This is a genomic window from Ligilactobacillus saerimneri DSM 16049 (assembly GCF_000423265.1).
Taxonomy (GTDB): Bacteria; Bacillota; Bacilli; order Lactobacillales; family Lactobacillaceae; genus Ligilactobacillus; species Ligilactobacillus saerimneri.
Window position 1 is genome coordinate 24,448 of record NZ_AUHQ01000013.1, and the last position, 24,804, is coordinate 49,251.

Here is a 24,804-nt window from a genome sequence, read left to right on the forward strand (position 1 = left end):
AACCATCCCGAAAGCAATTTAATTGCTCACTTACCATTTTACTTGAAATAAACAATTGTTGCCCCATTGCCCCCAGCGTTCGGCGGGGCAAACTGGAACTTCTTGACTGACCGGTTGTTTTCCAAATACTTGGTAATTCCGGAACGCAGCGCTCCGGTTCCTTTCCCGTGGACAATTGTCACCTGTTTATAACCCGCTAAAAGCGCTGCATCAATATAACGATCAATATTGGTCAGCGCTTCTTCATAACGCTGGCCCCGCAAGTCTAAACTAGAACTGACATGGCTCGCTTGGGCTGATCGTAAGACAACCCCTGATCGCGGTTGCTTCTTTTCTTGAACATGGATCTTCTCCAGGTCATCCTCATCAATCTTCATCTTGAGAATTCCCAACTGGACTTCCCATTGTTTGTCTCCCAATTTTTGAATCAAGACACCTTGTTGACCGTATGAGCGGACCAACACATCATCGTTTGGGTGCAGAGCTTGCTTTTCTTTCGCTTTCCGGAGCACCTTATTATGTTGCAAGCGGATATCTTGGTGCAGGGCGTTAAGTTGGGTTTGGGCATCGATCAGCTGATTTTCCTTGACTGTCGCTGCCCCGTTAAGCCGCATGGCCCGCAAGTCATTAATAATCGCATCAGCTTTTTTCTGGGCCTCTTGGACAATATCATTGGCCTTCATCTTAGCTTGTTCAGTGAGATGACTTCGTTCCGCAACTAATTTTTCGTAGGTTTGTGCCAAATCATGGTGCAACTTCTCTGCTTCTTCCAAGTGCTTTTGCAAGGCAATGGCCTCTTCTTCCGCTTGGTGGCGCTTAGCTACCAAATCGGTAATCATAGCGTTGAGGTCTTGACTGTCTTGGGTCGTTAATTCCTGGGCAGCTGCAATAATTGTCTTATCCAAGCCCAAGCGTCGGGAGATGTTAAAGGCATTACTCCGCCCGGGAATCCCGATTAACAACCGGTACGTTGGTTGCAGGGTTTCAACGTCAAACTCCATGCTGGCATTGATTGTTCCTGGCCGTTCAAACCCATAGGCCTTCAACTCTGGATAGTGCGTAGTTGCCACTACGTAGGCCCCCGTCGCCCCGACCGCATCTAAAATTGCAATCGCCAAAGAAGCCCCTTCTTGCGGGTCAGTCCCTGCTCCCAATTCGTCAAACAAGACGAGGGAATGGGCATCGATATGCTGCAAGATATTAACGATATTCACCATATGGGAAGAAAAGGTACTGAGGTTTTGCTCAATTGACTGTTCATCCCCGATATCAGCGAAAATATCAGTAAAGATCCCAATGCGGCTTTCCTCATAGGCCGGAATGAATAAGCCCGACTGTCCCATCATTTGTACTAAGCCTAAAGTCTTGAGGGTGATTGTTTTCCCACCTGTATTCGGCCCGGTAATGATAATCGCCTGGTAATCTTTCCCCAGCATGATATCATTGCGTACGGCTTTTTGGGGGACCAGCAATGGGTGCCACACTTGCCGCAAGTAGACGTTATTATCCGTGTCAACTATTGGCTCGGTTGCTTTGATAGCATGGGCATACCGGGCTTTAGCATTCACAAAGTCTAGCTGCCCGATGATATGCGCATTGGCTTGCAGTTCTTCTGTATACGGTGCAATCAGGGCTGACAATTCTGCCAGAATCCGTTTGACTTCTTCCCGTTCAGCACTTTGTTGCCGCTTTAGGCGGTTGTTCAACTCAACAATAGCCTTCGGCTCGACAAATACGGTTTGCCCGGAAGCACTTTGATCGTGGACAACGCCCCCGAATTTATTCCGGTACTCCTGGCGAACCGGGATCACATACCGATCATTCCGAATAGTTACAATCGCATTACTCAAATACTTAGCATTATTACCCCGGGTAAACTGGCCCAACTGCTCACGAATTTGTGTTTCCGTAGTTGCAATTTGGCGCCGTAAACTGCGTAACAATGACGAAGCCTCGTCAGTCACAAACCCATCATTATCAATAGCTGTCAACAAACGCCGTCCAACCTGGGGCAATGACACCAACTCATCAACCAGTTGGTCTAATGACAGGAGTTGGACTTCTTCATCGAGCAAGTCGCGGAAAAAGACCTTAAGCTGATTGGTCGTCCGCAAAACCAGCCCAATCGCAGCTAGTTCTTGCCCGTTCAAACTTGCCCCAATATCCAAACGTTTTAAAAATGGGCGAATATTGCCTAAACGAGGTAGAGGAATTCCGCCCTTAAGGCGTAAAATATCCGCCCCATCTTTTGTCTGATCTAAATGATGTTGGATCTGCTCTTGTTTTACTAGCGGGTGCATCCGCAATGCTAGGCGGTGCCCCATTTCCGTTGTCGTATACTCTACAAGTTTTTTCCGAATTTTATCATATTCAAGCACTTGGAGGGCTTTTTCATTCACATTTATCACCCCTATTGTAAATATTGTGTCAAATCTGGTGTGTTATTAAGGATAAATTGCGCAACCTGGGACTGTTCAATCCGATTTTGCCAAGTTGTTGTTGGCCAACTGACCAAGAAGACTAACGCAAAGAAGATCATGATATACGCAACCATCATGCCCAATAACCCACCGGCTAGCGCATTCAGTTGCCGCAAACCGCGCATTTTCGTCACGGTGCGTAAGGTATGAGCGATCATCCGCCAGATGATTCCCCCGACTAAAATCACCGTCCAAAAAGCTAGTAAGCGACAAAACAAGCGACTGCCCGCCGTTAAATGGGCTAAATCAAAGATGTTGGCGAGACCATCCCCCAGATACCGCGCTAAGAAAAAGGCCAAGCCCAAAACTACGCCGTACCCGATAAGGTTGATCAACATCGCTAATAGCCCCTTTTTTACTCCGATCCGAAACGAGATCGCGAGTAACCCCAAGATTATTACCGAAACTATCATTGCTGCTCCTGGTCGGTCTTGCCCAATTGTTGTTGCAACTGGTCAATCTTTTCTTGTTGTTTAAGTTGGTCTGAAACTGCATTAATTGCCAGTAAAATTGCGGCCCGTTCATCTGAAATCCCTGGCATCAATTCCTTGACCTCCGCTAGCTGTTCCTGGATCACATGTACTACCGCCCGCATATGTTCCGCCGAGCTCTCGCCAATGATTGTATAATCTTTTCCATCAATTTCAATCTTAAATCGTCTTTTATTTGCCAAACCTAAAATCCCTCACAAAAATTTTCTATCGTCATTTTACCATAATTCTTCTTGCACACTGGTCGTGATGCAACCATAGAAAAAGAATAGGACTGCCCACATGTGTGACAGCCCTATTAGCTTTTGTTATTGCATGTTGGGATCGTTAAGGAATGTATCTAACACACCTTCAACCATTTCCCATTCAGCATCATCTTCAATTTCAAAAAATTCCGCTTCTGTCGCTGAACCATCTTCATCAGGATAGTAAGCAAATGCCGTTACATCAACTTGTTCGCCTGGTTGTGCGTCATCCGGAACCAATAAGACATAGCCTTTATCAGATTCATCTGGTTGGAAAGTAAACAGGATCTGATACAGTGTTTCATTCCCCTTATCATCTACTAGGGTAATCAAGCTATCATCATTCATATTTTGCTTTTCCGCCATTAATATCCCTCATTTTCTAAAATACTTTAGTTAATTCGCCATGCCGATCAAGATAATTTTGCAGAATTAATGCCGCTGCCAATTTGTCAATCACCTGCTTGCGCTTACGGCGCGATGTATCGGCTTCTTCAACCAACATCCGCTCGGCTTCAACCGTGGTCAACCGTTCATCTTGGAAGTCGATGGGCAAGCCTAATTGCTGCACCAGCAAGTCCCCATAAGCACGGCTGGCATCAACCCGGGGGCCTGAAGTATTGTTCATGTTCTTGGGCAAGCCCAAAACCACGCCGACAACCCCATACTGGTCAACTAATTCCTTAATTCGTGTAATGTTAAAATCTTGTTCATCTTCGTTGATAGGGACGATCTCGACCCCCTGGGCTGTCCAGCCCAACTCATCACTGATCGCCACCCCAACTGTCCGCGAACCAACATCTAAGCCCATTAATCGTGCCACTTAATTTGCCTCACTATCTTTGTCCAAGTATGACCGTACTAATTCTTCAATAATTTCATCGCGTTCATACTTTCTAATTAGATTGCGGGCATCGTTCAAACGTGGGATGTAAGCAGGATCCCCGGACAATAGATAACCCACAATTTGATTAATTGGATTGTAGCCCTTTTCCTCCAGAGCTGCATATACCGTCAAAAGGGTGTCATGAACGTCTTTTTGTCGCTTGTCATTAAAGTTAAAATACATAGTTTTATCCAACGAACCCATAATATCCACCTCCACAATCTTCTTTACTCATTCTACTAGAAAACCCATATACTGACAATAAACATAATCTTTTCTTACTACAATTATTATCTATTGTTGATTAGATAAAAGATTATTGATTCTAGTAACCCCCTAAGCCAAATAAGTCCTAGGGGGCAACATCACCTAATTTGTTTTAGTTGGATCAAAGAACCATTGCTTGCCGTCACGGGCCAGCAATTCATCTGCAGCTTGGGGCCCCATTGATCCTGATTCATAGTTCGGGAAGGCTGGTGTTTCCATATCCCAAGCAGAGCGGATTGCGTCCACAAATTGCCACGAATACTTAACTTCTTCCCAGTGAGTGAAGTTTGTTGCATCCCCCCGCAGCAAGTCATGCAACAACTTCTCATATGCTTCTGGGCAATCCCGATTTTGATTCCGGTATGCCAAAGGCAACTGCTTCATCTTGAAACCTGTATCATAATCTTTATCATTGATGTACAGCGTAATTTCTTCATTAGGGTCAACATCAATCGATAAAACATTGTTGGTTAAAGCAACACCTGGGAAAATGTTAGTTGGCATTTTCTTGAAGATGACATCAATTCTTGTTGCCTTTGTTGCCAACCGCTTCCCTGTGCGAATATACACCGGCACCCCCGCGAAATTCATATTTTCCACTTCGAGCTTACCCGCAACAAACGTCTCAATCGCTGAATCATCAGCAATATTATCTTCATCCCGGTAAGCATGTACTCCTTCGCCTGGTCCATACTGCCCCCGCACAAAATTGTGGGCCACTTCATCCGGAGTATATACCTTCAGCGACTTGAGCGCACTGATCTTTTCTTGGCGCAGGTCTTGATCATTGAAGGAAACTGGGGCATTCATAGTCAGCAGGGACACAATTTGCAGGATGTGATTTTGAACCATATCCCGTAAAGCGCCCGCTGTTTCATAATAGCCTGCCCGTTCTTCAACCCCCAAGGACTCACTCAAAGTGATTTGAATATTATCGATGTAGCGGTTGTTCCATAAATTCCGGAAAATACTGTTTCCAAACCGAATGGCGGTAATGTTTTGAATCATCGCCTTACCTAAATAATGGTCAATCCGAAAAATCGAGTCAGCCGGGAAATACTTCTCAATTGATTGGTTGAGTTCAGTTGCAGTGGCTAAATCCCGCCCAAAAGGCTTTTCCACTACGACCCGGTTGTAGCCGTGATCAGTCACTAACTTTTGCGTCTTTAAGTGTTCGGCAATTGTCCCAAAGAAACGTGGTGACATTGCCAAATAAAAGACCCGGTTTCCCCCGATTTCATACTCATCATCCAGCTGTTGAGCCAACTTTTTAAGGATCATGTAGTGTTCCGTATCATTTACATTATGTGATTGATAATAAAAATGGTCGGCAAAATTTTCAACCATCGCTTCGGTATAAAAGTCTGCGTCGACACTTCCCCGAATAGAATCAGCGACTACTTCTCGATAGTGCTCATCTGTCCATGGCCGCCGGGCTGTCCCAATAACAGCGAAACTCTTTTGAATATGTCCCCGCCGGTATAAATTAAATAACGCCGGATACAACTTTCTTTGGGCCAGGTCTCCTGTCCCCCCAAAGATAATAAATAGCGCTTTTTCTTCTCTCATGGTTCGTTCCTACTTTCAAGATTAACTAAATCAATTTTAAACTTATCCCCAATAAATCACAAATATTTAGAATTTATAAAATATGGAGCGAAATAAAGAGGAGGAAAAAATGCTAATCACTTAACATCCTCTCCTCCTAAATATTTGTGGTATTAGTCAGTGCACTCAAATAGTACCAGATGACTTTTATTCAACCACTCCAGAATAATTATTCTGCGTCCTTATCTGCTTTTTCTTCAGTTGATGCTTCTGCGGATGCAGCAGGAGCTGCGTCCTTAGCCCGGTTAACTACCCGTGCAATTGCCACGCTATCAAATACCAAATATACCCCGTCACAGTCTAAAGTAACAGTCTTATCTTCAGTGTTGATGCTATCAATCACACCGTGCAACCGTCCGATTGTCACAACTTCGTCGCCCCGCTTCAAGCTGTCCACCAATTGTTGGTGTTGCTTTTGTCGCTTGGATTGGCTCCGCATTGTGAACCATAACATGATGATCACAACTGCAAATAGTAATACATAACTCATTGTACCGCTGTTCATTATTTTCACTCCTTCAACTATTTCATTGAATACTTTAACAAAACTTTTCACAAGTTAATAGTTAAATTTTTAGAAGTTACGGCTATTTTGTCTATTGTAGCCATATTCCTCAAAGAACTGTTCCCGGAAATCCAGCAAGTTATCATCAGCAATTGCCTGTCTGATTTGCTTCATCAGGTGTAACAAGAAATACAAATTATGATACGATGCCAAACGCAATCCCAATGTTTCTTGCGCTTTGAACAGGTGGCGGAGATATGCCCGCGTATAGTTCTGGCAAACATAGCAATCACAATTATCATCTAAAGGATTGAAATCATGGGCATAGACCGCATTCTTGATTACCACGCGTCCGTGTGATGTCATGCAAGTTCCGTTGCGGGCAATTCTAGTGGGGAGAACACAGTCAAACATGTCAACGCCCCGAATCACACCGTCAATTAAAGCGTCAGGTGACCCTACTCCCATCAAGTATCGTGGTTTATTTTCTGGTAATAATGGGGTTGTAAAGTCGAGCACATGGTTCATCTCAGCTTTTGACTCCCCAACAGACAAGCCCCCGATAGAATAGCCCGGGAAGTCCAGTGATACTAACGCTTTAGCACTTAGTTCCCGGAGGTCCTTGTGACCGCCCCCTTGGACGATCCCAAACAATGCTTGCCGATCAGGATGTTTATGTGCTTTAAGGCCCCGCTCTGCCCAACGTGATGTCCGTTCAACTGACTTTTTAATATAGTCATATGATTCAAAGAACGGCGGGCATTCATCGAAACTCATGATGATATCGGCTCCTAAAGCATTTTCTACCGCGATCGCTTTTTCTGGTGATAGGAATAAGTTCCGTCCATCTAAATGACTCTTGAAGTGGACTCCTTTTTCGGTAATGTCCCGCATTTGCGCCAGTGAAAAAACTTGGAAGCCCCCAGAATCAGTCAAAATTCCCTGATCCCAGTTCATAAAGTGGTGCAGTCCCCCTGCTTCAGCCACCAGCTCTTCTCCTGGTCGGAGCCACAGGTGGTAGGTATTACTCAAAATAATTCCTGCGCCCATTTCCTTTAACTCACGCGGCGATATTGCTTTCACCGTGGCCTGAGTTCCTACTGGCATAAACATTGGGGTTGGGAATGTCCCGTGAGGGGTTTCCAATGTTCCCAGGCGGGCACCAGTATGCTTTTCCTTCTTTTTTAGGTGATACTTCACAGCTGGTTCCGTCATTCATATTCCTCCCTGTTATTTGATAAACATTGCATCCCCAAAGCTAAAGAAGCGATACTTTTCTTGAACTGCATGCTTGTATGCATTCAAGATGTTTTCGCGTCCCGTAAAGGATGCTACCAACATCACTAGCGTTGACTTTGGCAAGTGGAAGTTAGTAATGAAAGCTTGGACTACCTTCCATTCATAGCCTGGTTTGATGAAAATATCAGTCCAACCACTGTCAGCCTTGATTTCACCATTGAACTTAGTACCAATCGTTTCCAAAGTTCGAATTGAGGTGGTCCCGGTCGCAACGATCTTGCCCCCATTGGCCCGCACTTCGTTAAGCGTAGCCGCTGCTTCAGGAGTTAACCGGTAAAACTCACTGTGCATCTTGTGTTCTTCAATATTATCAGTTGAGACTGGTCTAAACGTTCCCAACCCCACATGGAGGGTTAGATAAACTAACTTCACACCCTTATCAGCGATCTTTTGTAGCAATTCTTTAGTAAAGTGTAACCCCGCCGTAGGAGCTGCTGCTGAGCCGACTTCCCGTGAATAAACTGTTTGGTACATTTCTGGGTTGTCCAGCTTTTCTTTGATATAAGGTGGTAACGGCATTTCCCCCAAGCGGTCCAATATTTCCATGAAGATCCCATCATAATGGAACTCAATCATCCGCCCACCGTGCTCCAATTCCTTGGTAACCGTAGCGGTCAATTCGCCATCACCAAAACTAATGGTTGTCCCCACTTTTGCTCTTTTAGCTGGCTTGACCAAAGTTTCCCACTCGTCACCATGGGTGTTGTTCAACAACAGCACTTCCAAGTGGCCACCCGTTTCTGGTTTGGTCCCATAAATCCGGGCAGGCATCACCCGCGAGTCATTCATAACCAACGCATCACCCGGGTTTAACTGGTCAATAACATTGTAAAAATAATCGTCTTGATATTCACCAGTTTGTGCATCAAGCACTAACATCCGTGATTGATCCCTTTTTTCTAGTGGTGTTTGGGCAATCAATTCTTCTGGCAAATCATAATCAAAATCACTAGTTGTGTAATGTGGTGTACTCAATTTCTCTTACCTTCTTTTATTTATTTGTTTGCTTCATTCCCAGGTGGGCATAAGCAGCTGCTGTGGCTACCCGTCCCCGTGGAGTACGCTTAATAAAACCAATTTGCATGAGATAAGGTTCAACCATATCCGCGATTGTCTCAGTTTCTTCACCAATATTGGCCGCTAAAGTTGCAACCCCGACCGGACCACCATCATAGAGCTCAATCATTGTGGTCAGTAATTTGCGGTCGGTTTCATCCAACCCTTTCTTGTCGACCCGCAACATTGCCAGGGCATAGTCAACTATCTCCGCATTGATCTCATCCATTTGGGCCACGTCAGCAAAGTCACGCACCCGCTTCAATAGCCGGTTGGCAATCCGGGGGGTCCCCCGTGATCGCCGGGCAATCTCGACCGCCCCGCTGCTAGCAATCCGACTATTAAAAACGGCTGCTGACCGCTCAACAATGGCCGTCAGCTCCGTAACCGAATAATACTTCATGTGTCCCACTATTCCAAACCGTTCCCGCAACGGTGCAGACAGCATCCCAGCTTTGGTAGTCGCCCCAATCAGCGTAAATGGTGGTAAGGGGAAGTGGACTGCATGGGCAGTCGGTCCTTGACCAATGATAATATCAATAAAGAAATCTTCCATTGCAGAATATAATACTTCTTCTACTGCCTTGGGTAAACGGTGAATTTCATCAATAAATAGGACATCGCCCGGGTTAAGCTCGTTTAATAGGGCAACCAAATCACCGTTCTTTTCAATCGCCGGCCCCGAAGTGGTTTTGATATTGACCCCCATTTCGTTTGCAATCACACTCGCCATAGTGGTCTTCCCCAAGCCCGGTGGTCCATACAAGAGCACGTGGTCGAGCGCTTCTTCCCGTTGTTTGGCAGCCTGAACATAGACCCCAATTTCATCTTTGAGTTTAGTCTGTCCAATATATTCGCTCAGTAAATGGGGACGGAGGGAAAGTTCGTCCGTCCGTTCAGCCTGGTCACTGCTCGTACCAGAAACTAAGCGTTCATCCTCTGTCATCTTCTCACCTCACTTATTTATTGTTGAGTAAGTGTAGTGCCTGGCTCAGATACTCGTTTGTATCCTTGCCTGCAAAATTTTGTAATTGTTTCCCAACTTTTTTAATATCAGTCTTAGTATAACCGAGAGAAGCTAGGGCCTCCAAGCTTTCCCGTAAGGCCGGACTAGCATCCGTTGGTGTTACATCTAAAGCCTGCTGTCCCACCAAGTTGGCAGGGGTAATTTCCTTCATTTTTCCCTTGAGATCCAAGATAATCTGCTGGGCTGTCTTCTTACCAATCCCTGGAAACTTAGTCAGGAATTTGTCATTGTTAGTATTAATCGCATTGATCAACCCACTGTGGTCTTCATTGGCTAATATCGCCAAAGCACTTTTAGGCCCTATTCCAGAAACACTCAATAGCTTAATAAAAAGTTGTTTTTCATCAAAAGTTTGAAATCCATACAAGCTAATATCGTTGTCACGCACAGCTTGATAAATATAGACTTTCTGGTCGTCATTAGTTGCCGTATAGCGAAAAGGATTAGCCACTAAAACGCGGTACCCCACCCCACCAACGTTGATCACAATGTAATAAGGGGTAACATCAGTAATTTTTCCAATAAAGTATTCGTACATTTACTCCAATCCTTTCCTTATTTCAATTCCTTGTCAATAAAGTCTGTATGGTGTGGATCTTGAATACGCTTGAACATGCGCTCAATGTCCCGGCTAGTAAAGTGAACTAACGTTGGTCGCCCATGCGGACAGTTAAAGGGATTTTCACACTGGTTTAACTGGGTCAACAAAGCTTTGGCCTGGCGGTCATCCAAATGTTGGTTAGCCTTGATGGCCCGTTTACAGCTCATCATAATCGCTGTCTTCTCCCGAAATTTAGCAATCGAAAGCTGTTGGTCTTGCAGAAAATAATCAATCATTTCTTTGATCGTATCTTCCTCTTGTCCAGCAATAAACCAGGTTGGATGTTGCCGCACAACATAACTATTAGGACCAAAGTCTTCCAGAATGATCCCAAGTTGTGCCAACTTCTCTAGATTGGGTTTAATCCGGACCATATCTGTCACGGGATAGTTCAATACAATTGGCAATAATAACTTCTGTTGATCGGGAGATACTTCCCCAATTTTTTGCCTAAAATATTCATATTTAATTCGTTCCTGGGCTGCATGTTGGTCCACAATATATAAGCCTGCTGGACTTTCCGCCAACAAATAGGTTCCATGCATCTGGCCAATATATTTGAGCTCAGGGAAACGGGCTGTTTCTCCTGCTTCTGTCTGTTCCGCTGGGACCAATTCTGAGTTCGGTTCCGTTGCTGAAGTGTGCTCTTTAGCACTGTATTTTTGATCCCACTTTTGTACTAGTGGTTTAGTTAGGTCTGCTTTATTTTTGATAATTACGGTTGGTGGTTCAGGTCCGGCATCTTCCCGAACTTCAGCCGACGTGCCCAGCGGGCCTTCTTGGGGCTGGTGGTATGCAGTAGATCCTGCTTCTGAAAGCTGCTTTTCTCTTTTATCGGTCTGTGAATCCTCAAAGGCTGCCGCCATACCGGCTTGGAGCTGCACTAAATCGACTTTCTTATTGGCATGCAAATTTTCTAAAGCATCTGGAATCAAATTTTCCGTCGTCAGCCGGTTAGCAATTGTTGTTTCGATCAAGTGCGTTAGCTGTTCTTCCTTAGAAATGCGGACTTCTTGCTTAGTCGGGTGCACATTAACATCCACCAATAGCGGGTTGAGTTCAATATTAAGCACAGCAATTGGATAACGGCCAATCATCAACTTTGAACCATATCCCTTGATCAAAGCCTTAGTCAATTGAAAATTTTTAATGTACCGGCCATTAATTAATAAGCTGATGTATTTGCGGGCTGCCCGCGTTAACTTGGGGAGGGAAACAAAACCGGTTACCTTGAAATCGTGATCTTCACCGGTAATAGCTAGCATCTGCCGGGCACTTTGCACCCCATAAATTGCCCCAATCACTTGTTGCAAATTGCCATTGCCCGCTGTTTGCAATAATTGATGTCCGTTATTGGTCAGTGAAAAGGCAATTTCAGGATGACCTAACGCCAACCGGTTAACAATATCACTAACAGCCGCTAACTCTGTCGCTAAGGAGCCCAAGTATTTCAAACGCGCAGGGGTGTTATAGAATAGCTCAGTAACTGTGATGGTAGTTCCGGGACGACTGGCACTCACCCCAAATTCCAAAACAGTTCCCCCTTTAAGGTGGATAGCAGTTCCGGGCTGATCAGTCGTTGCAGTAGTTAGCTGCACATCGGCGATTGAGGCAATACTTGGCAACGCCTCCCCCCGAAAGCCAAGGGTCTGCACTTTAAACAAATCTTCGCGCGCACTGATCTTGCTGGTGGCATGGCGCTTAAAGGCAAGTTTCACCTCATCAGCCGGAATCCCGTCACCATTATCCATCACCTGAATTGACTTCAAGCCCACCTCTTCGACTACAATGTCAATCGTTGTCGCATGGGCATCAATTGCATTTTCAACTAATTCTTTGACTACCGAAGCTGGACGTTCTACGACTTCTCCGGCCGCAATTTGATCCGCTAAATTAGGTGCTAACTCATGGATTTTGCCCACAGCAATCCTTCCTTTCGCTTATTTCTTTAACATCTCTTGCCATTTGACAGCTGCCTTAACAATGTCAAACATCTTCATATCCATAAGGTCTAAATTCTTAATAGCTGCTAGGACTTGGTCCTCTTGACTAGACCGCGGCTTTGCCGTTGCCTCAGGTTGAAAGAGCGATAGCTGACCTTTTTCAGCTGGCACCTGTTCAGCAATGTGGACACTACTTGCCTGACGAACATCCCGCTCTGTTTTGGCGTCTTGATTGTCAGCCCCCGCTTCCAACTGCTGTAAAATCTTGTTAGCCCGCTCTAACAATGAAGTTGGCATCCCAGCTAGCTTAGCCACATGGATCCCATATGATTTATCTGCTGGTCCATCTTGCATCTTATGCAAGAAAACCAAATCGCCATTTTGTTCCATCGCTCCAACATGAATGTTTTTCAATGCTGGCAATGATTCTTCTAACGCGGTCAACTCATGGTAGTGCGTTGAAAATAAAGTTTTGGCGTGGATGTGGTCATGGACGTACTCAATGATTGCCTGGGCCAGGGCCATCCCATCGTAAGTAGCTGTTCCCCGGCCAATTTCATCAAATAAGATCAAGCTATTAGGTGTTGCTTGTCGTAAAGCATCATTGGCTTCCATCATTTCTACCATGAAGGTTGATTCTCCGGAAATTAAGTCATCCGCAGCCCCTATCCGGGTAAAAATCTGGTCAAACAATGGCAAGGTAGCTTTGGTAGCCGGCACAAAGCAGCCAATTTGCGCCATCACTACTGTCAACGCTAACTGCCGCATATAAGTGCTCTTCCCCGACATGTTTGGTCCCGTGATCAAAAGAATGTCCAAAGATGCCGGCATATTGATGTCATTTGGGACATAACTTTGCTTGCCAATTACCTTTTCCACTACGGGATGCCACCCACCTGTCACCTGCAAATCATGCCCATCGGTGAACTGGGGCCGGGTAAGGTGTGCTTCTTCGCTAATAACAGCAAAACTCTGCAAAACATCAAGTTGCGCCAAGCCATGGGCCAACCGCTGCAGCCGTTTAATTTGATCTTTAATCTGTTCCCGCAAAGCTACAAACAGCTGATACTGTAATTCAGTCGCTTTGGTTTTAGCTCCCAAGATGAGATTTTCTTTCTCTTTCAATTCTGGTGTCACAAACCGTTCGGCATGGGTTAAGGTTTGTTTCCGTTGGTAACGATCTTCAGGTAACTTAGCCAAGCTCCCTTTAGAAACTTCAATATAATAGCCAAAAACCCGGTTATAACCAATTTTCAAGTTGTTAATTCCTGTGGCCTGACGTTCCTGTGCCTCTAACTGTGCTAGCCACTTTTTGCCATTCTGCATCGCATCGACATACTGGTCGAGCTCTGCGTTGTATCCTGGTCGAATTAAGTTACCATCAGTTACTGCAATTGGGGGGTCGTCGACGATCGCCTGATCGATCAAGTCCACTACTTCTTCAACCGGATCGAGTTGGTCAAGCAGGGGCTTGAAAGCCTGACCATCTAACTCGCTTAAAACATATTTTATTTGCGGAATATGTTGTAATGACGTTTTCAATTGAATCAAATCCCGGCCATTAACATTTCCGAATGCCACCCGCCCTGCTAACCGTTCCAGGTCGTACACGTGGGTTAATTCTTCTTGGATGGTATTGCGTTCCAGGAAATTATCTAATAACAATTGGACCAAGGCTTGGCGTTGTTCAATTTGTTGGCGTTCAAGTAATGGCCGTTCAATCCATTGCTTCAACAGCCGGCCCCCCATAGCCGTTTTAGTTGCGTCTAGTAACCATAAAAGTGTCCCACTCTTCTTGCCCGTACGGGAGTTGCTGATCAATTCAAGGTTGCGCTTGGCATAGCGGTCTAGGCGCAAAAAGTCTGCTGGTTGATAATGAACTGATTGCTGTAAATGGGCTAGGCTTCGTTTTTGCGTTACCGTTAAATACATCAATAGGTGCTTAACGGCTTGAATTTCAGCATCTGCTGTTAGGTTCTGGCTAACATAACTGAACTCGCTTCTTTGCTCCACCGTATTCTGTTGGGACTGGAGAATTTTAAGCTTATCGATTACAGCGCGGGTTGGTGCAGTCACACTCTCATCAATAACAATTTCTTTAGTCCGGGTTGCGACTAATTCATTTTCAACAGCAGTCAAATCTTTCAGCACCGTTGACCGCATTTCGCCGGTTGATAAGTCAACATAGGCAAAACCATACTGGTCATCTGTCTGGTGGATTGCGGTCAAATAATTATTGCTCTTATTTTCACCAGCTTTTTGCTCCATTAATGTTCCGGGAGTAATTAGTTGAATAACCCCCCGCTTAACCATCCCTTTAGCTGTACTTGGGTCTTCTAGTTGCTCACAAATAGCCACCTTGTACCCTTTTTCCACTAAAATATCGATATAGTTACTGGCTGCATGGTGGGGAACACCACACATTGGAATATGTTCTTGCCCATTTTTATTCCGTTGGGTCAAAGTTAATTCTAAAATTTGTGCCCCTTTAATCGCATCATCATAAAACATCTCATAAAAATCACCGATACGATAGAACAAAAAAGCATCTGGGTAATCCTGCTTGATCTCCAGATATTGCTTCATCATAGGTGTTACACTTTTTTTAGCCATCAACTTGCCCCATTTCTTCTCGATTTCATTCTGTTTAATTTTAACATTTATCACTAAAAAATAAAAAAAGTCACGTCAAGCGTGACTTTTTAAGCAACCTACTTGGCATATTCGATTGCTCTCGTTTCGCGAATAACCGTGACCTTAATATGTCCTGGATATTCTAACTCATTTTCAATCTTATTCTTGATATCTCGTGCTAAGACCGTTGCTTGTAAATCATTGATTTCGCTTGGTTTTACAATCACCCGAACTTCGCGTCCTGCTTGGATTGCATAACTCTTCTTAACTCCTGAGAAATCATTAGCAATTGTTTCCAGTTTTTCTAAACGGTGAATATACTTTTCAAGTGATTCACTCCGTGCCCCTGGCCGAGCTGCAGAAATCGCATCAGCTGCAGCCACTAACACTGCAATTACTGATTTTGGTTCTACATCCCCGTGATGTGATGCGATAGTATTCACAACTACGTCACTTTCTTTGTACTTCTTAGCCAATTCGACACCTATTTCTACGTGTGAACCATCTACTTCATGATCAATTGCTTTTCCGATATCGTGTAATAATCCTGCGCGTTTTGCCATTACGACATTTTCGCCTAATTCAGCTGCTAGCACTCCCGCAATTTTAGCTACTTCGATGGAGTGAACCAAAACATTTTGCCCATAACTGGTCCGGTAGTGCATCCGCCCAACGGTTTTAATTAAATCAGGGTGCATTGCATGCAAGCCCAGATCAAACAAGGCTTGCTCCCCTTTTTCTCTAATTTTAGAATCAATTTCCTTAGTAGCTTTTTCAACCATTTCTTCAATCCGAGCGGGATGAATCCGTCCGTCTTGAATCAACTTCTCTAATGCCACCTTGGCAATTTCTCTTCTTACTGGGTCAAAACCACTCAAAACGACTGCCTCTGGTGTGTCGTCAATAATCAAATCGATCCCTGTTAACGTTTCTAAGGTACGAATATTGCGTCCTTCACGCCCGATAATCCGTCCCTTCATTTCATCGTTAGGTAAGGTAACGACGGAAACCGTGCTTTCAGAAACCATATCGGCAGCACTCCGTTGAATTGCTTGCGCAATAAGGTTCTTGGCTGTCTTATCAGCAGTTGCTTTGATTTCAGCTTCATTATCTTTGATCATTACTGCTAATTCATGATCAAGACTAGCCCGTGTTTGCTTCAAGATTAATTGCTTAGCATCATCCTGCGTCATAGCAGCAATCTGAGCTAGTTTATCTTGTTGTTGCTGAATTAAGTTGGAAACATCTTCTTGCTTTTGCTTTAAGATCTGGTTATCCCGGGTATACTTACTTTCCCGCTGTTCAAGTGCTCCTTCTCTTTTGTCAAGTTGGGAGTCTTTGCGATCAAGGTTTTCTTCCCGTTGTAAAAGCCGATTTTCTTGCTTTTGAACTTCGGCTCGCCGCTCTTTTAGTTCACTTTCGATTTCTTTACGATAACGATGACTTTCATCTTTAGCCTCTAACAGAGCTTCCTTCTTGCGAGCTGCCGCGTCTTTTTTGGCGGTAGCAATAATCCCTTCTGCTGTCTGCGTAGCTTGATCCAAAGCCTTTTCGTGAAAAGCCTTACGTAAACTATATCCGATAACAAGACCGATCATTAAAGCCGCAATAATAGCGATGGCGAGGATTACGATTATCATACTCAAATCTTTACACCTCCACACCATCATTAATGATCACTAATCTAATCACCAATCATTGATGTTTTTATTTTGAATTACATACACATTGATATTTTAATGTTTTTGCCCGGTTACTGTCAATAATTACTCCTAGTTGGTCGCATTAGGATCCACTAATTTAAATATTTATTTACCGGACAACAAAAGGACAGCCCTATCTCGTAGTGCTGGCTGTCCCTGTTTTAAATATGCAATTAATTATTCTTTAGTATTAGTAGCATTTGTAGGTGCAACCTTGAGATCTAGCTGCTTATCACTAGCATTCGTAGTCGCTGCTGGCTTTTCAGCAGCGTCTTCAGCCGTTCCCGCCTCACTAATGCCATAAGCACTTCGCACCTTGGTAGTTACTTCCGCCATGAAGTCAGGATTGTCTGCTAGGTACTTCTTAACGTTTTCCCGACCTTGACCAATGCGTTTGTCGCCATATGAGAACCATGAACCGCTCTTGTGGATGATATCTTTTTCCACAGCCATATCAAGTAATTCGCCGGTCTTAGAAACACCTTCGCCGTACATAATATCGACTTCAGCAACCTTAAATGGGGGAGCAACTTTGTTCTTAACCACTTTGATCCGTACGCGGTTACCAATGATATCTGAGCCTTTTTTAATCTGTTCAGCCCGCCGAACTTCTAACCGAATAGTGGAGTAGAACTTCAATGCCCGTCCCCCAGTAGTCGTTTCTGGGTTACCAAACATTACCCCAATCTTTTCCCGAATTTGGTTAATGAAGATTGCAATTGTCTTGGTCTTGTTAATCATCCCAGATAACTTCCGCAGGGCCTGGGACATCATCCGTGCTTGTAAACCAACATGGGCGTCACCCATTTCTCCGTCAATTTCTGCCTTAGGAACTAAAGCCGCCACAGAATCAATAACTATAATGTCAATCGCACCAGAGGTAATCAATGCTTCCGCAATTGATAAGCCTTCTTCCCCAGAATCTGGTTGTGACAGCCACAATTCATCAATGTTGACCCCTAGTGCCCGAGCATATTTAGGATCAAGTGCGTTTTCAGCGTCAATATAAGCTGCTGTCCCCCCACGTTTCTGAACTTCAGCTACTGCATGCAAAGCAACTGTTGTTTTCCCAGAACTTTCAGGACCATAAATTTCAACAATTCTCCCTTTAGGATAACCACCCACGCCTAAAGCTTCGTCAAGAGCAATAGAACCAGTTGGGATCGTTGCGATTTCTGTATTGGTATCAGCCCCCATCTTCATGATGGAACCCTTACCGAAATTTTTTTCGATTTTTTTCAAGGCTTTTTCTAAGGCCGCTTTTCTTTCGTCCGCCACTTAATGTGCCTCCTTCTTCCTTCTTCATACTTTTTATAATACTGATTTTCACTTCAAAACACAAGAACAAAAGTTCCCTTATTGCTTTTTGAGTGCCTGTAAAACCATCATCAAGCCAGCTAAAACAGCCCGCTGCCGTACTTCTTGGCGCGTCATTTTTGGCCAGTGAAATTCCCGGGCTTGTGGTTTTTGATCCTTGAATTGTAGCCCTATCCAAACTGTTCCGGCTGGAAGTCCGTCCACTTGCCCTGGTCCAGCAACACCAGTAAACGAAACTGCAATATCTGTTTGGGCACGTTTTTGTGTGTGCTGTGCCATTGCTTGAGCAGTCGCTTGACTTACAACCCCGTTTTGAGCAATCAATTCGTGGGGAACACCTAAAAAACGTTCCTTGGCTTCTGTCGCATATGTCACAAAGCCCCCATAAAACACTGCTGAAACTCCTGGAATAGTCGCTAATGTGCTCTGGAACAAGCCAGCCGTTAAACTTTCCGCTGCCGCAATCGTCAAGTGCTCTTGCTGCAGTTTCTGGACAAGCACATTGGCTAATGAGTTGTCAGCCCCATGTCCATAATAATATTGACCAGCCCGTTCTAAAATCACGTTGGCACACTGTATTAACTTCTTTTCAGCCTCTGCACTCGTATTAGCCCGACTGGCCAGACGAATAGTTACCTCACCATGTTGCGCATACAATGCAATAGTCGGGTCAGATTGCTGGGCAATCACATCTGCGAGTAAAGCTGCTAGTCGCGATTCACTAATCCCGAAAAAGCGCATCACATGAGTAAATAATGGCTGCAAGTTTGGCAATGACTGACGTAACACTGGCATAAGTTCTTGTTCTACCATAACCTGCAATTCTTGAGGTGGCCCCGGTAACAAAACATAGTGGGTTTGGGTTGCTTGAGCATAATAATACGTTCCCACCGCTAACCCTACTGAATTAGCTAAACTTCGGCCCCCATTGATATACTCCGCTTGTGTGCGGTTATTCGGTGCCGGCACTTCGTTTCGCCCAGCAAAATAGTGTGCGATTTTGTTGGCAGCTGCCTGGTCGCCCACTAACGGTTGGTTAACAAACCGAGCTACAACCTGCTTAGTAATATCATCAGCAGTGGGACCGAGACCACCTGTTATGATCACTAAATCACTATTTGCTTGTGCCTGTTCAAGGGCTGCCACTAAGCGGTGCTCATTGTCCCCAACTGTCGTCCGGTGGTAGACATCTATTCCTAGCCGCGCCATTTGCTGACTTAAGTACGGTGCATTGGTATCCGTCACTTCGCCCAATAAAAGCTCCGTTCCTACACTAATGATTTCTGCCCTCATTATCTGTCCCTACCTTTGCCTTGTTTACCTCTTATTTTACTCTTTATCCTTCTAAAATATAGATACACATAAAGAGCATTAATTTTTCATCGATTTACAAAAATAAGGGCTAGACGGAAAAATTCCGCTTAGCCCTTATTTGATGGTTAATTTATTTTTTTCCAAACGAATCAGCAAAAACGTCTCGACTATTATAGAAGTATTCTACTCCCGAATATACAGTGAAGAATAAGCAAATATATAAGAGAACTTCACCAATTGGAAAGTGTACCGGTGCAAATAAAACATTGTTAAGGAACAAGAAGATAATCGCAAACATTTGCGTAAAAGTCTTGATCTTCCCCGGCATAGCAGCTGCCATAACTTCACCATCATTTTCTACGACGATCAAGCGCAACCCGGTCACCGCTAATTCCCGACAAACAATAATCGCTGCAATCCATGCAGGCACCTTTCCCATTTGGACCAAAATAATAAATGCTGTCATGACTAACATCTTATCGGCCAAGGGATCTGCAAACTTACCAAAATTGGATACCAAGTGCCGTCGTCGTGCGATCTGTCCGTCAGCAAAATCAGTGATCGAAGCCACCGCAAAAATGATTGCGCCTACTAACTGCGTAACTGGTATTACCGTTCCTAAGCAAGTTACTTCGCCCCATTCTAGTGGCAAAAGTAAAACCAGCATAAACAGCGGAATTAAGAAAATTCTGATAACTGTCAACTTATTAGGTAAATTCATCTTAAATATACTCCCTTATCCATTCCTCACATTAACAACCACACGCCTTACAGAGTGAGCTTAGGCCGCTTTACCAACATTGATGATCAGCGTCCGAACAGTTTCGCCATTTCCCTGCTTCTTGTAGTTGAATTCTTGTCCGTTAATTGTCAAACTCGTTGCTTTAGAATTCCCAATCGAAAGCTTGATTTTAGTAGCGTCGGCTGGAACTGTCACGGTATGGGTGCTCCCGCTGGTCAATGTTCCTTGCCAAACCTGTGTCCCATCAACAGTAACCGCATTCCATGCAGCTCCGTTAGTTGCTTTCAATGTGATCTTATTCTTTTTAGCCCCGTTCTTTAATTGGTAAGTGTAGGTGGTACCACTAATATAAGTGATCTTTTGCTTACGACTTGTAACAGCAGATTTAGCCGCCTTGGATGAACTCTTTTTCTTCTTAGGAGTTGTTGAACCATCGCTTGTTTTTTCAACCTTGGCGGATGAAACATCAATTGGCTGATCCGCATTTTTTTGGTGATTCCCCCAAGCAACGATATAAATCGAACCCAAAATAGCGATGACAACCGCCACGATAATGATAGTTGGTAAGTATGATAAAAAGCGTTCCAATTTCGATGGCTGGGATGTCTTTTGTTTTTCCCGCAAAATTGCTGTTCTAGTCACTGCTTCATTTTGCTTTACTGGTTCAGTTGGTGCTCCTTGACCTAATTCAGCATTGAGTTCAGCCAATAACTCCTGGGGATTTAAATCAACCGTTTCTGCGTATTGCCGCACAAATGCTTTGATGTAAAATGCTCCCGGTAAAGCTTCAAATCTCCCCTCTTCAATTGCAATTAAATACCGTTTTTGAATCTTAGTAATTTGTTGTAAATCATCGAGGGTATAGCCCTTCTCTACCCGCGCATTCTTTAGTTTTTCACCAATTTCACTCATTGAATTTACACTCCGTTTAAATTTCAATCTCTAATAAAATAATCTGTTTTAAAGTATATCACACAGACCAGCAAAGATTAATATGGATTAAGCTTATCTTAACCATCCTCCGGTAACGTAGATTGTTTCCCCAGTTAAGTATTGGGCTGCCGGGTCCAAAAGGACCTTAACCCAGTAGCTGATTTCGTTAGGATCTGCAAACCGCCCGGCCGGAATCTCTTCTGTCACGGCTGCTTTTTCCGCACCGGTAAAAATATCATTCATCGGCGTAGCCACTGCTCCAGGGGCAACCACGTTTACTGTAATTCCTGTCGATGCGACCTCCTGGGCATACGCCCTAGCAAAGGCAGACAATGCTCCTTTGACCGTGCTATACCCTACTTCCATTGGGCTGCCAGCACCACCATATACCGAACCCAAGAAAACGATCCGGCCGTGAGATGATCGTGCTAACTTATCCTCAAATTCCTGGACCAAGCGCAGTGGGGTTACCACTTGCATCTGTAACATCGTCTGCAATTTTACCAAAGGCAAGTCCTTAAATAAGCTATAATGCGTTGTTCCTTGTGCAAAAACCAGTGCATCTAGAGCAAAAATGTTGCTTGTCAAAGCCGATAAATTCTCTTCATCAGTCAGATCATATTGCACGGGGATAAATTCTTGCCCGGCATACTGGTGATTAAAATAGTCGACCATTTGCTGAATTGTTTCTTCATGGTGGTGATAGTGCAAATATAATGACCAGCCGTCAGCTGCTAAAGTCGTTGCAATTTGCTGACCAATCCCTCCTGATGCACCAATTATCAATGCCCATTTTGTCATTTCTCTATCTCCTTACTGTGGCACAACCTGGTTGATTGTTAGATTATCAAAGTCGATTATCTTAGTGGCAGCAAGAACATCCGCTAAAGTTACTTCCTGAACCAACGGTACTAAGTCAAAAATCGTAGCATAGCCAAACAACGGTCCTTCATACCGGTTAGCAATTGCTTCCAAAGAATTAATGCTCTTGATTGTCTGCCCCAGAAATTCTTTCTTAGCTAAGGCTAATTCCTCAGTAAGTTTGGCCACAGTCGTTGGGGCAGTCTGCAAAATTTCCTTAATCGCTGCTACAAATGCTTCTGGTTGCCGAGTATTGCCATCAACCAATATGAAATAAAAGCCCCGTTCCACTTGCAACTCATAATCAAAGCTGTCATCCACTATCCCTTGGTCGTACAACTCTTGGTATGTTGGGGAGGTTTCCGCAAATAAGAGGTGTAATAACAATTCCAATGCAACCTTCTTCTTTAACCCCTCCCGATTCATCGGTAACGCCTCTGTACCCCGGATTCCGAGCATAACTTTTGGCACCTTAACTGCCAAAGGAACCACTGTTTGAGGTACAACTGGTTGTGCAAGGGGCGTAAAGAACCGTTGGGGCACAACTTTTTCAGGGAAAGTTTTTTGTGCTTGGTTTTGCTTGATCACTGCCAAAAGTTCATCCGGCACAAAGTTACCAATTACAAACAAGTTCATATTACTTGGCTGGTAAAAATATCGATAACATGTATAAAGATCCTGGGCTGTAATCTGTGCGATACTACTTGCACTGCCTGCAATATCCAAACTTAGCTGGGAACCTGGATAAAGGTTTGCCATTGTCTTTTGATACAGCTGCCATGAAGGATCATCATCATACATTTTTATTTCTTGTTCAATAATGCCCTTTTCTTTTGCCACTGTTTGTTCCGTAAAGTACGGTGTCTGCACAAAGTCTAATAATACGTTCATACATTCGTCCAGGTGACTTGTAGTAGCAAATAAATAACTTGTCCGTGTATAACTAGTGAAGGCATTGGCATCAGCGCCGTATTTCCCAAAAAGATCAAATGCATCATGATCCTTTTTTTCGAAAAGTTTATGCTCTAAAAAGTGTGCAATTCCTGCCGGAACCGTTATCTTTTCCCCTTGTTCAGTGGTAAACGTGTCATCAATCGAACCAAAGTCGACTGTCAAAATAGCATATGTTTTATGAAAATTAGGACGCGCAATCATGTTCACCAATAAACCGTTGGCTAAACGCTCTGTTTGCATTTTTTCCGCAAACAATGGGTATAATGTTTCCTGCATGCTAGTGTCCTCCTTCTAAACAATATACTAATTGCAGCGACGCCCGCTGCGCTATGGTTACGATATCATCCTTAGTGATATTTTTGATCCGCTGGCACCATTCTGCAGTTGAATACTGCCGCCCTAGTAAGTTCCCGATCAGGGCCCGGGTGCCTAAAGTCGCTTGGGTATCTTCCCGACTAATCCGTTCATTAATAAGGCTTTTCTTTATATTCTCCACAGTTGCCATTGTGAAGTCCCCCTGTTGGAGGGCCGCTAATTGCGCAGCCACCAAATATTTTACCTTTTCTTTATTGGCAGTTTCTATTCCCGTTTGGACCCACAAAACATTCCGTAAAACATCAAAATTACTGCTAGCATAATATGCCATACTGCTTTTTTCCCGAACGTTCATAAATAATTTTGATTGAGGATCGCCCCCAAATAAAGCATTGAATACAATAGCGGCAAAAAAATCATTACTGTTAAGATCCAATGGCAAATGATACATAAAATTCAACTTGGTCTGCTGTAACTGCTGCTTGACTGTCACTTTTCGGACTGATCCTTGTGCTGGTTGATCATACTGGATCGTACTATCTAGCTTGGTTCGAGGACCCAGGGGCAATGTCGCTACCAACCCCATAATTATCGCTGGATCAACATCCCCCGTCACAATAATATTGACCTGGTCCTTGGTAACCATCGTACGATAGGCCTGGTACAAGTCTTGGTTGGTTACATCTTTCAGTGTTGCTGGTGTCCCAAACTGTGGTACTTTTTGGCTAGGATCATCAAAGTAGTGCGATCGCAAGCCGTATAAGGCCATTAACCGGGGGTCTTCATCTACTGATTCCATATACGTTGCCAAGTTGCTTTTTTGCAACTTAAAGGTATCCTCATCAAAAGCCCCTTCCTTAACTAAGGGATGAAAAATCATTTCTTTTAAAAACATCACTGCTTCCTGTACTAAATCTGTATCAGTCTGCAAATATTTATCATGCACTACTCCCGCAACAAAACTTAAACTGTGGGTCCGTCCGCGGCGATTGATTGTCGTTCCAAAGCTTGCCCCATACATCTGGGATAGCTTCTGAGCAACGGCTTTTTGAGTAGGCCACTTTTGACTACTTGTTTCAAGCATGTATGCCAGTAACGACCGGGTCGTTAAATAATTTGCATCAGGAATAACTCCCGTAAATGAAACAATGATTTGTGTTGTTGTGAACTGCTTTGTAGGAATAACCGTTAGTGTTACTCCTGGATAAATTTCTTTTTCCAAGCAATTTCCTCCCTAACTTTCCTCTTTTGGCTTTATTATATTCTTTTATTAACAATTTAAAATGGCAGATTGTAAAATTTAAGTTGAACATTTTAGTGGACAGAAAAACCCATAAAGGTCTTTAATGGTGTCGTTACAACATTCCATTAGAAAGAAGGACCTTTATGGGCACCACTATCTTATCATTTTCAGACCGCATTGTCATCGAAACGCTTCGTCATGAAAAGCGATCTCTTCGATATATCGCTGATTACCTGGGCTTTAGTAAGACTACTATCTTTAATGAAATTCACCGGTTAAAGGGTGAATACCATGCGACTAGTGCGCAAGCCGACCACGAAACTAAACTTAGTTATCGTGGTCGTAAATGCTCATTAACGGCTAACCTCAAGCGACTAATC

The 24,804-nt window shown here is 43.9% G+C and carries 23 protein-coding genes; 1 reads left to right on the top strand and 22 read right to left on the bottom strand.

Going from position 1 to position 24,804, the window contains the following annotated elements; translation table 11 throughout:
* Window positions 1-38: 38 nt before the first annotated feature.
* The 22 genes from G541_RS0104655 to yfmF all read right to left on the bottom strand — a co-directional run bounded on the left by G541_RS0104655 (window position 39) and on the right by yfmF (window position 24,403).
* Window positions 39-2,399: an endonuclease MutS2 gene (locus G541_RS0104655; RefSeq protein ID WP_027826652.1), complete on the bottom strand. Its 2,361-nt coding sequence runs from the start codon at window positions 2,397-2,399 to the stop codon at window positions 39-41.
* A gap of 11 nt (window positions 2,400-2,410) precedes the next feature.
* The gene (locus G541_RS0104660) at window positions 2,411-2,893 is read right to left on the bottom strand and encodes a CvpA family protein (RefSeq protein ID WP_027826653.1); all 483 of its coding nucleotides are present in this window, start codon (window positions 2,891-2,893) and stop codon (window positions 2,411-2,413) included.
* Window positions 2,890-3,153, bottom strand: a complete 264-nt coding sequence (zapA, locus tag G541_RS0104665; RefSeq protein WP_009553825.1) for a cell division protein ZapA — start codon at window positions 3,151-3,153, stop codon at window positions 2,890-2,892. The genes G541_RS0104660 and zapA overlap by 4 nt, the downstream gene beginning before the upstream one ends.
* Before the next feature lie 126 nt (window positions 3,154-3,279).
* The gene (locus tag G541_RS0104670) at window positions 3,280-3,582 is read right to left on the bottom strand and encodes a DUF1292 domain-containing protein (RefSeq protein WP_009553826.1); all 303 of its coding nucleotides are present in this window, start codon (window positions 3,580-3,582) and stop codon (window positions 3,280-3,282) included.
* 16 nt (window positions 3,583-3,598) lie between these two features.
* Entirely contained in the window at window positions 3,599-4,039 is a 441-nt protein-coding gene (gene ruvX / locus G541_RS0104675; RefSeq protein ID WP_009553827.1) for a Holliday junction resolvase RuvX, read from the bottom strand.
* The gene (locus G541_RS0104680) at window positions 4,040-4,306 is read right to left on the bottom strand and encodes an IreB family regulatory phosphoprotein (RefSeq protein ID WP_009553828.1); all 267 of its coding nucleotides are present in this window, start codon (window positions 4,304-4,306) and stop codon (window positions 4,040-4,042) included.
* A gap of 165 nt (window positions 4,307-4,471) precedes the next feature.
* On the bottom strand, window positions 4,472-5,938 hold the full coding sequence (zwf, locus tag G541_RS0104685; RefSeq protein WP_009553829.1) for a glucose-6-phosphate dehydrogenase: 1,467 nt from the start codon (window positions 5,936-5,938) through the stop codon (window positions 4,472-4,474).
* 208 nt (window positions 5,939-6,146) lie between these two features.
* A complete protein-coding gene (yajC, locus tag G541_RS0104690; RefSeq protein ID WP_027826654.1) occupies window positions 6,147-6,482 on the bottom strand; it encodes a preprotein translocase subunit YajC in 336 nt (111 codons plus the stop codon).
* A 69-nt stretch (window positions 6,483-6,551) separates the two neighbouring features.
* The gene (gene tgt / locus G541_RS0104695; RefSeq protein WP_027826655.1) at window positions 6,552-7,697 is read right to left on the bottom strand and encodes a tRNA guanosine(34) transglycosylase Tgt; all 1,146 of its coding nucleotides are present in this window, start codon (window positions 7,695-7,697) and stop codon (window positions 6,552-6,554) included.
* Window positions 7,698-7,712: 15 nt separating this feature from the next.
* Window positions 7,713-8,756 (bottom strand): tRNA preQ1(34) S-adenosylmethionine ribosyltransferase-isomerase QueA, encoded by a 1,044-nt coding sequence (queA, locus tag G541_RS0104700; protein ID WP_027826656.1) that lies wholly within the window; start codon window positions 8,754-8,756, stop codon window positions 7,713-7,715.
* A 16-nt stretch (window positions 8,757-8,772) separates the two neighbouring features.
* Window positions 8,773-9,783: a Holliday junction branch migration DNA helicase RuvB gene (gene ruvB / locus G541_RS0104705; RefSeq protein WP_009553833.1), complete on the bottom strand. Its 1,011-nt coding sequence runs from the start codon at window positions 9,781-9,783 to the stop codon at window positions 8,773-8,775.
* Window positions 9,784-9,796: 13 nt separating this feature from the next.
* Window positions 9,797-10,402: a Holliday junction branch migration protein RuvA gene (ruvA, locus tag G541_RS0104710; RefSeq protein ID WP_009553834.1), complete on the bottom strand. Its 606-nt coding sequence runs from the start codon at window positions 10,400-10,402 to the stop codon at window positions 9,797-9,799.
* Window positions 10,403-10,419: 17 nt separating this feature from the next.
* Window positions 10,420-12,387: a DNA mismatch repair endonuclease MutL gene (gene mutL / locus G541_RS0104715; RefSeq protein ID WP_027826657.1), complete on the bottom strand. Its 1,968-nt coding sequence runs from the start codon at window positions 12,385-12,387 to the stop codon at window positions 10,420-10,422.
* An 18-nt stretch (window positions 12,388-12,405) separates the two neighbouring features.
* Window positions 12,406-15,021 (bottom strand): DNA mismatch repair protein MutS, encoded by a 2,616-nt coding sequence (gene mutS, locus G541_RS0104720; protein ID WP_027826658.1) that lies wholly within the window; start codon window positions 15,019-15,021, stop codon window positions 12,406-12,408.
* Window positions 15,022-15,119: 98 nt separating this feature from the next.
* The gene (gene rny, locus G541_RS0104725; RefSeq protein WP_027826659.1) at window positions 15,120-16,682 is read right to left on the bottom strand and encodes a ribonuclease Y; all 1,563 of its coding nucleotides are present in this window, start codon (window positions 16,680-16,682) and stop codon (window positions 15,120-15,122) included.
* Window positions 16,683-16,922: 240 nt separating this feature from the next.
* On the bottom strand, window positions 16,923-18,023 hold the full coding sequence (gene recA / locus G541_RS0104730; protein ID WP_027826660.1) for a recombinase RecA: 1,101 nt from the start codon (window positions 18,021-18,023) through the stop codon (window positions 16,923-16,925).
* Window positions 18,024-18,101: 78 nt separating this feature from the next.
* The gene (locus G541_RS0104735; RefSeq protein ID WP_027826661.1) at window positions 18,102-19,355 is read right to left on the bottom strand and encodes a competence/damage-inducible protein A; all 1,254 of its coding nucleotides are present in this window, start codon (window positions 19,353-19,355) and stop codon (window positions 18,102-18,104) included.
* A 151-nt stretch (window positions 19,356-19,506) separates the two neighbouring features.
* A complete protein-coding gene (pgsA, locus tag G541_RS0104740; RefSeq protein ID WP_027826662.1) occupies window positions 19,507-20,097 on the bottom strand; it encodes a CDP-diacylglycerol--glycerol-3-phosphate 3-phosphatidyltransferase in 591 nt (196 codons plus the stop codon).
* Between the two features lie 60 nt (window positions 20,098-20,157).
* Window positions 20,158-21,030, bottom strand: coding sequence for a helix-turn-helix domain-containing protein (locus G541_RS0104745; RefSeq protein WP_027826663.1), 873 nt, complete (start codon window positions 21,028-21,030; stop codon window positions 20,158-20,160).
* Window positions 21,031-21,123: 93 nt separating this feature from the next.
* A complete protein-coding gene (ymfI, locus tag G541_RS0104750; protein ID WP_027826664.1) occupies window positions 21,124-21,852 on the bottom strand; it encodes an elongation factor P 5-aminopentanone reductase in 729 nt (242 codons plus the stop codon).
* A 12-nt stretch (window positions 21,853-21,864) separates the two neighbouring features.
* On the bottom strand, window positions 21,865-23,142 hold the full coding sequence (gene yfmH / locus G541_RS0104755; protein WP_027826665.1) for an EF-P 5-aminopentanol modification-associated protein YfmH: 1,278 nt from the start codon (window positions 23,140-23,142) through the stop codon (window positions 21,865-21,867).
* A gap of 1 nt (window position 23,143) precedes the next feature.
* Window positions 23,144-24,403, bottom strand: coding sequence for an EF-P 5-aminopentanol modification-associated protein YfmF (gene yfmF, locus G541_RS0104760; protein WP_027826666.1), 1,260 nt, complete (start codon window positions 24,401-24,403; stop codon window positions 23,144-23,146).
* A gap of 164 nt (window positions 24,404-24,567) precedes the next feature.
* Between yfmF and G541_RS09400 the strand changes: the two genes are divergently transcribed.
* Window positions 24,568-24,804, top strand: a 237-nt coding sequence (locus G541_RS09400) for a helix-turn-helix domain-containing protein (RefSeq protein ID WP_155824494.1), incomplete at its 3' end; no start/stop codon positions are given.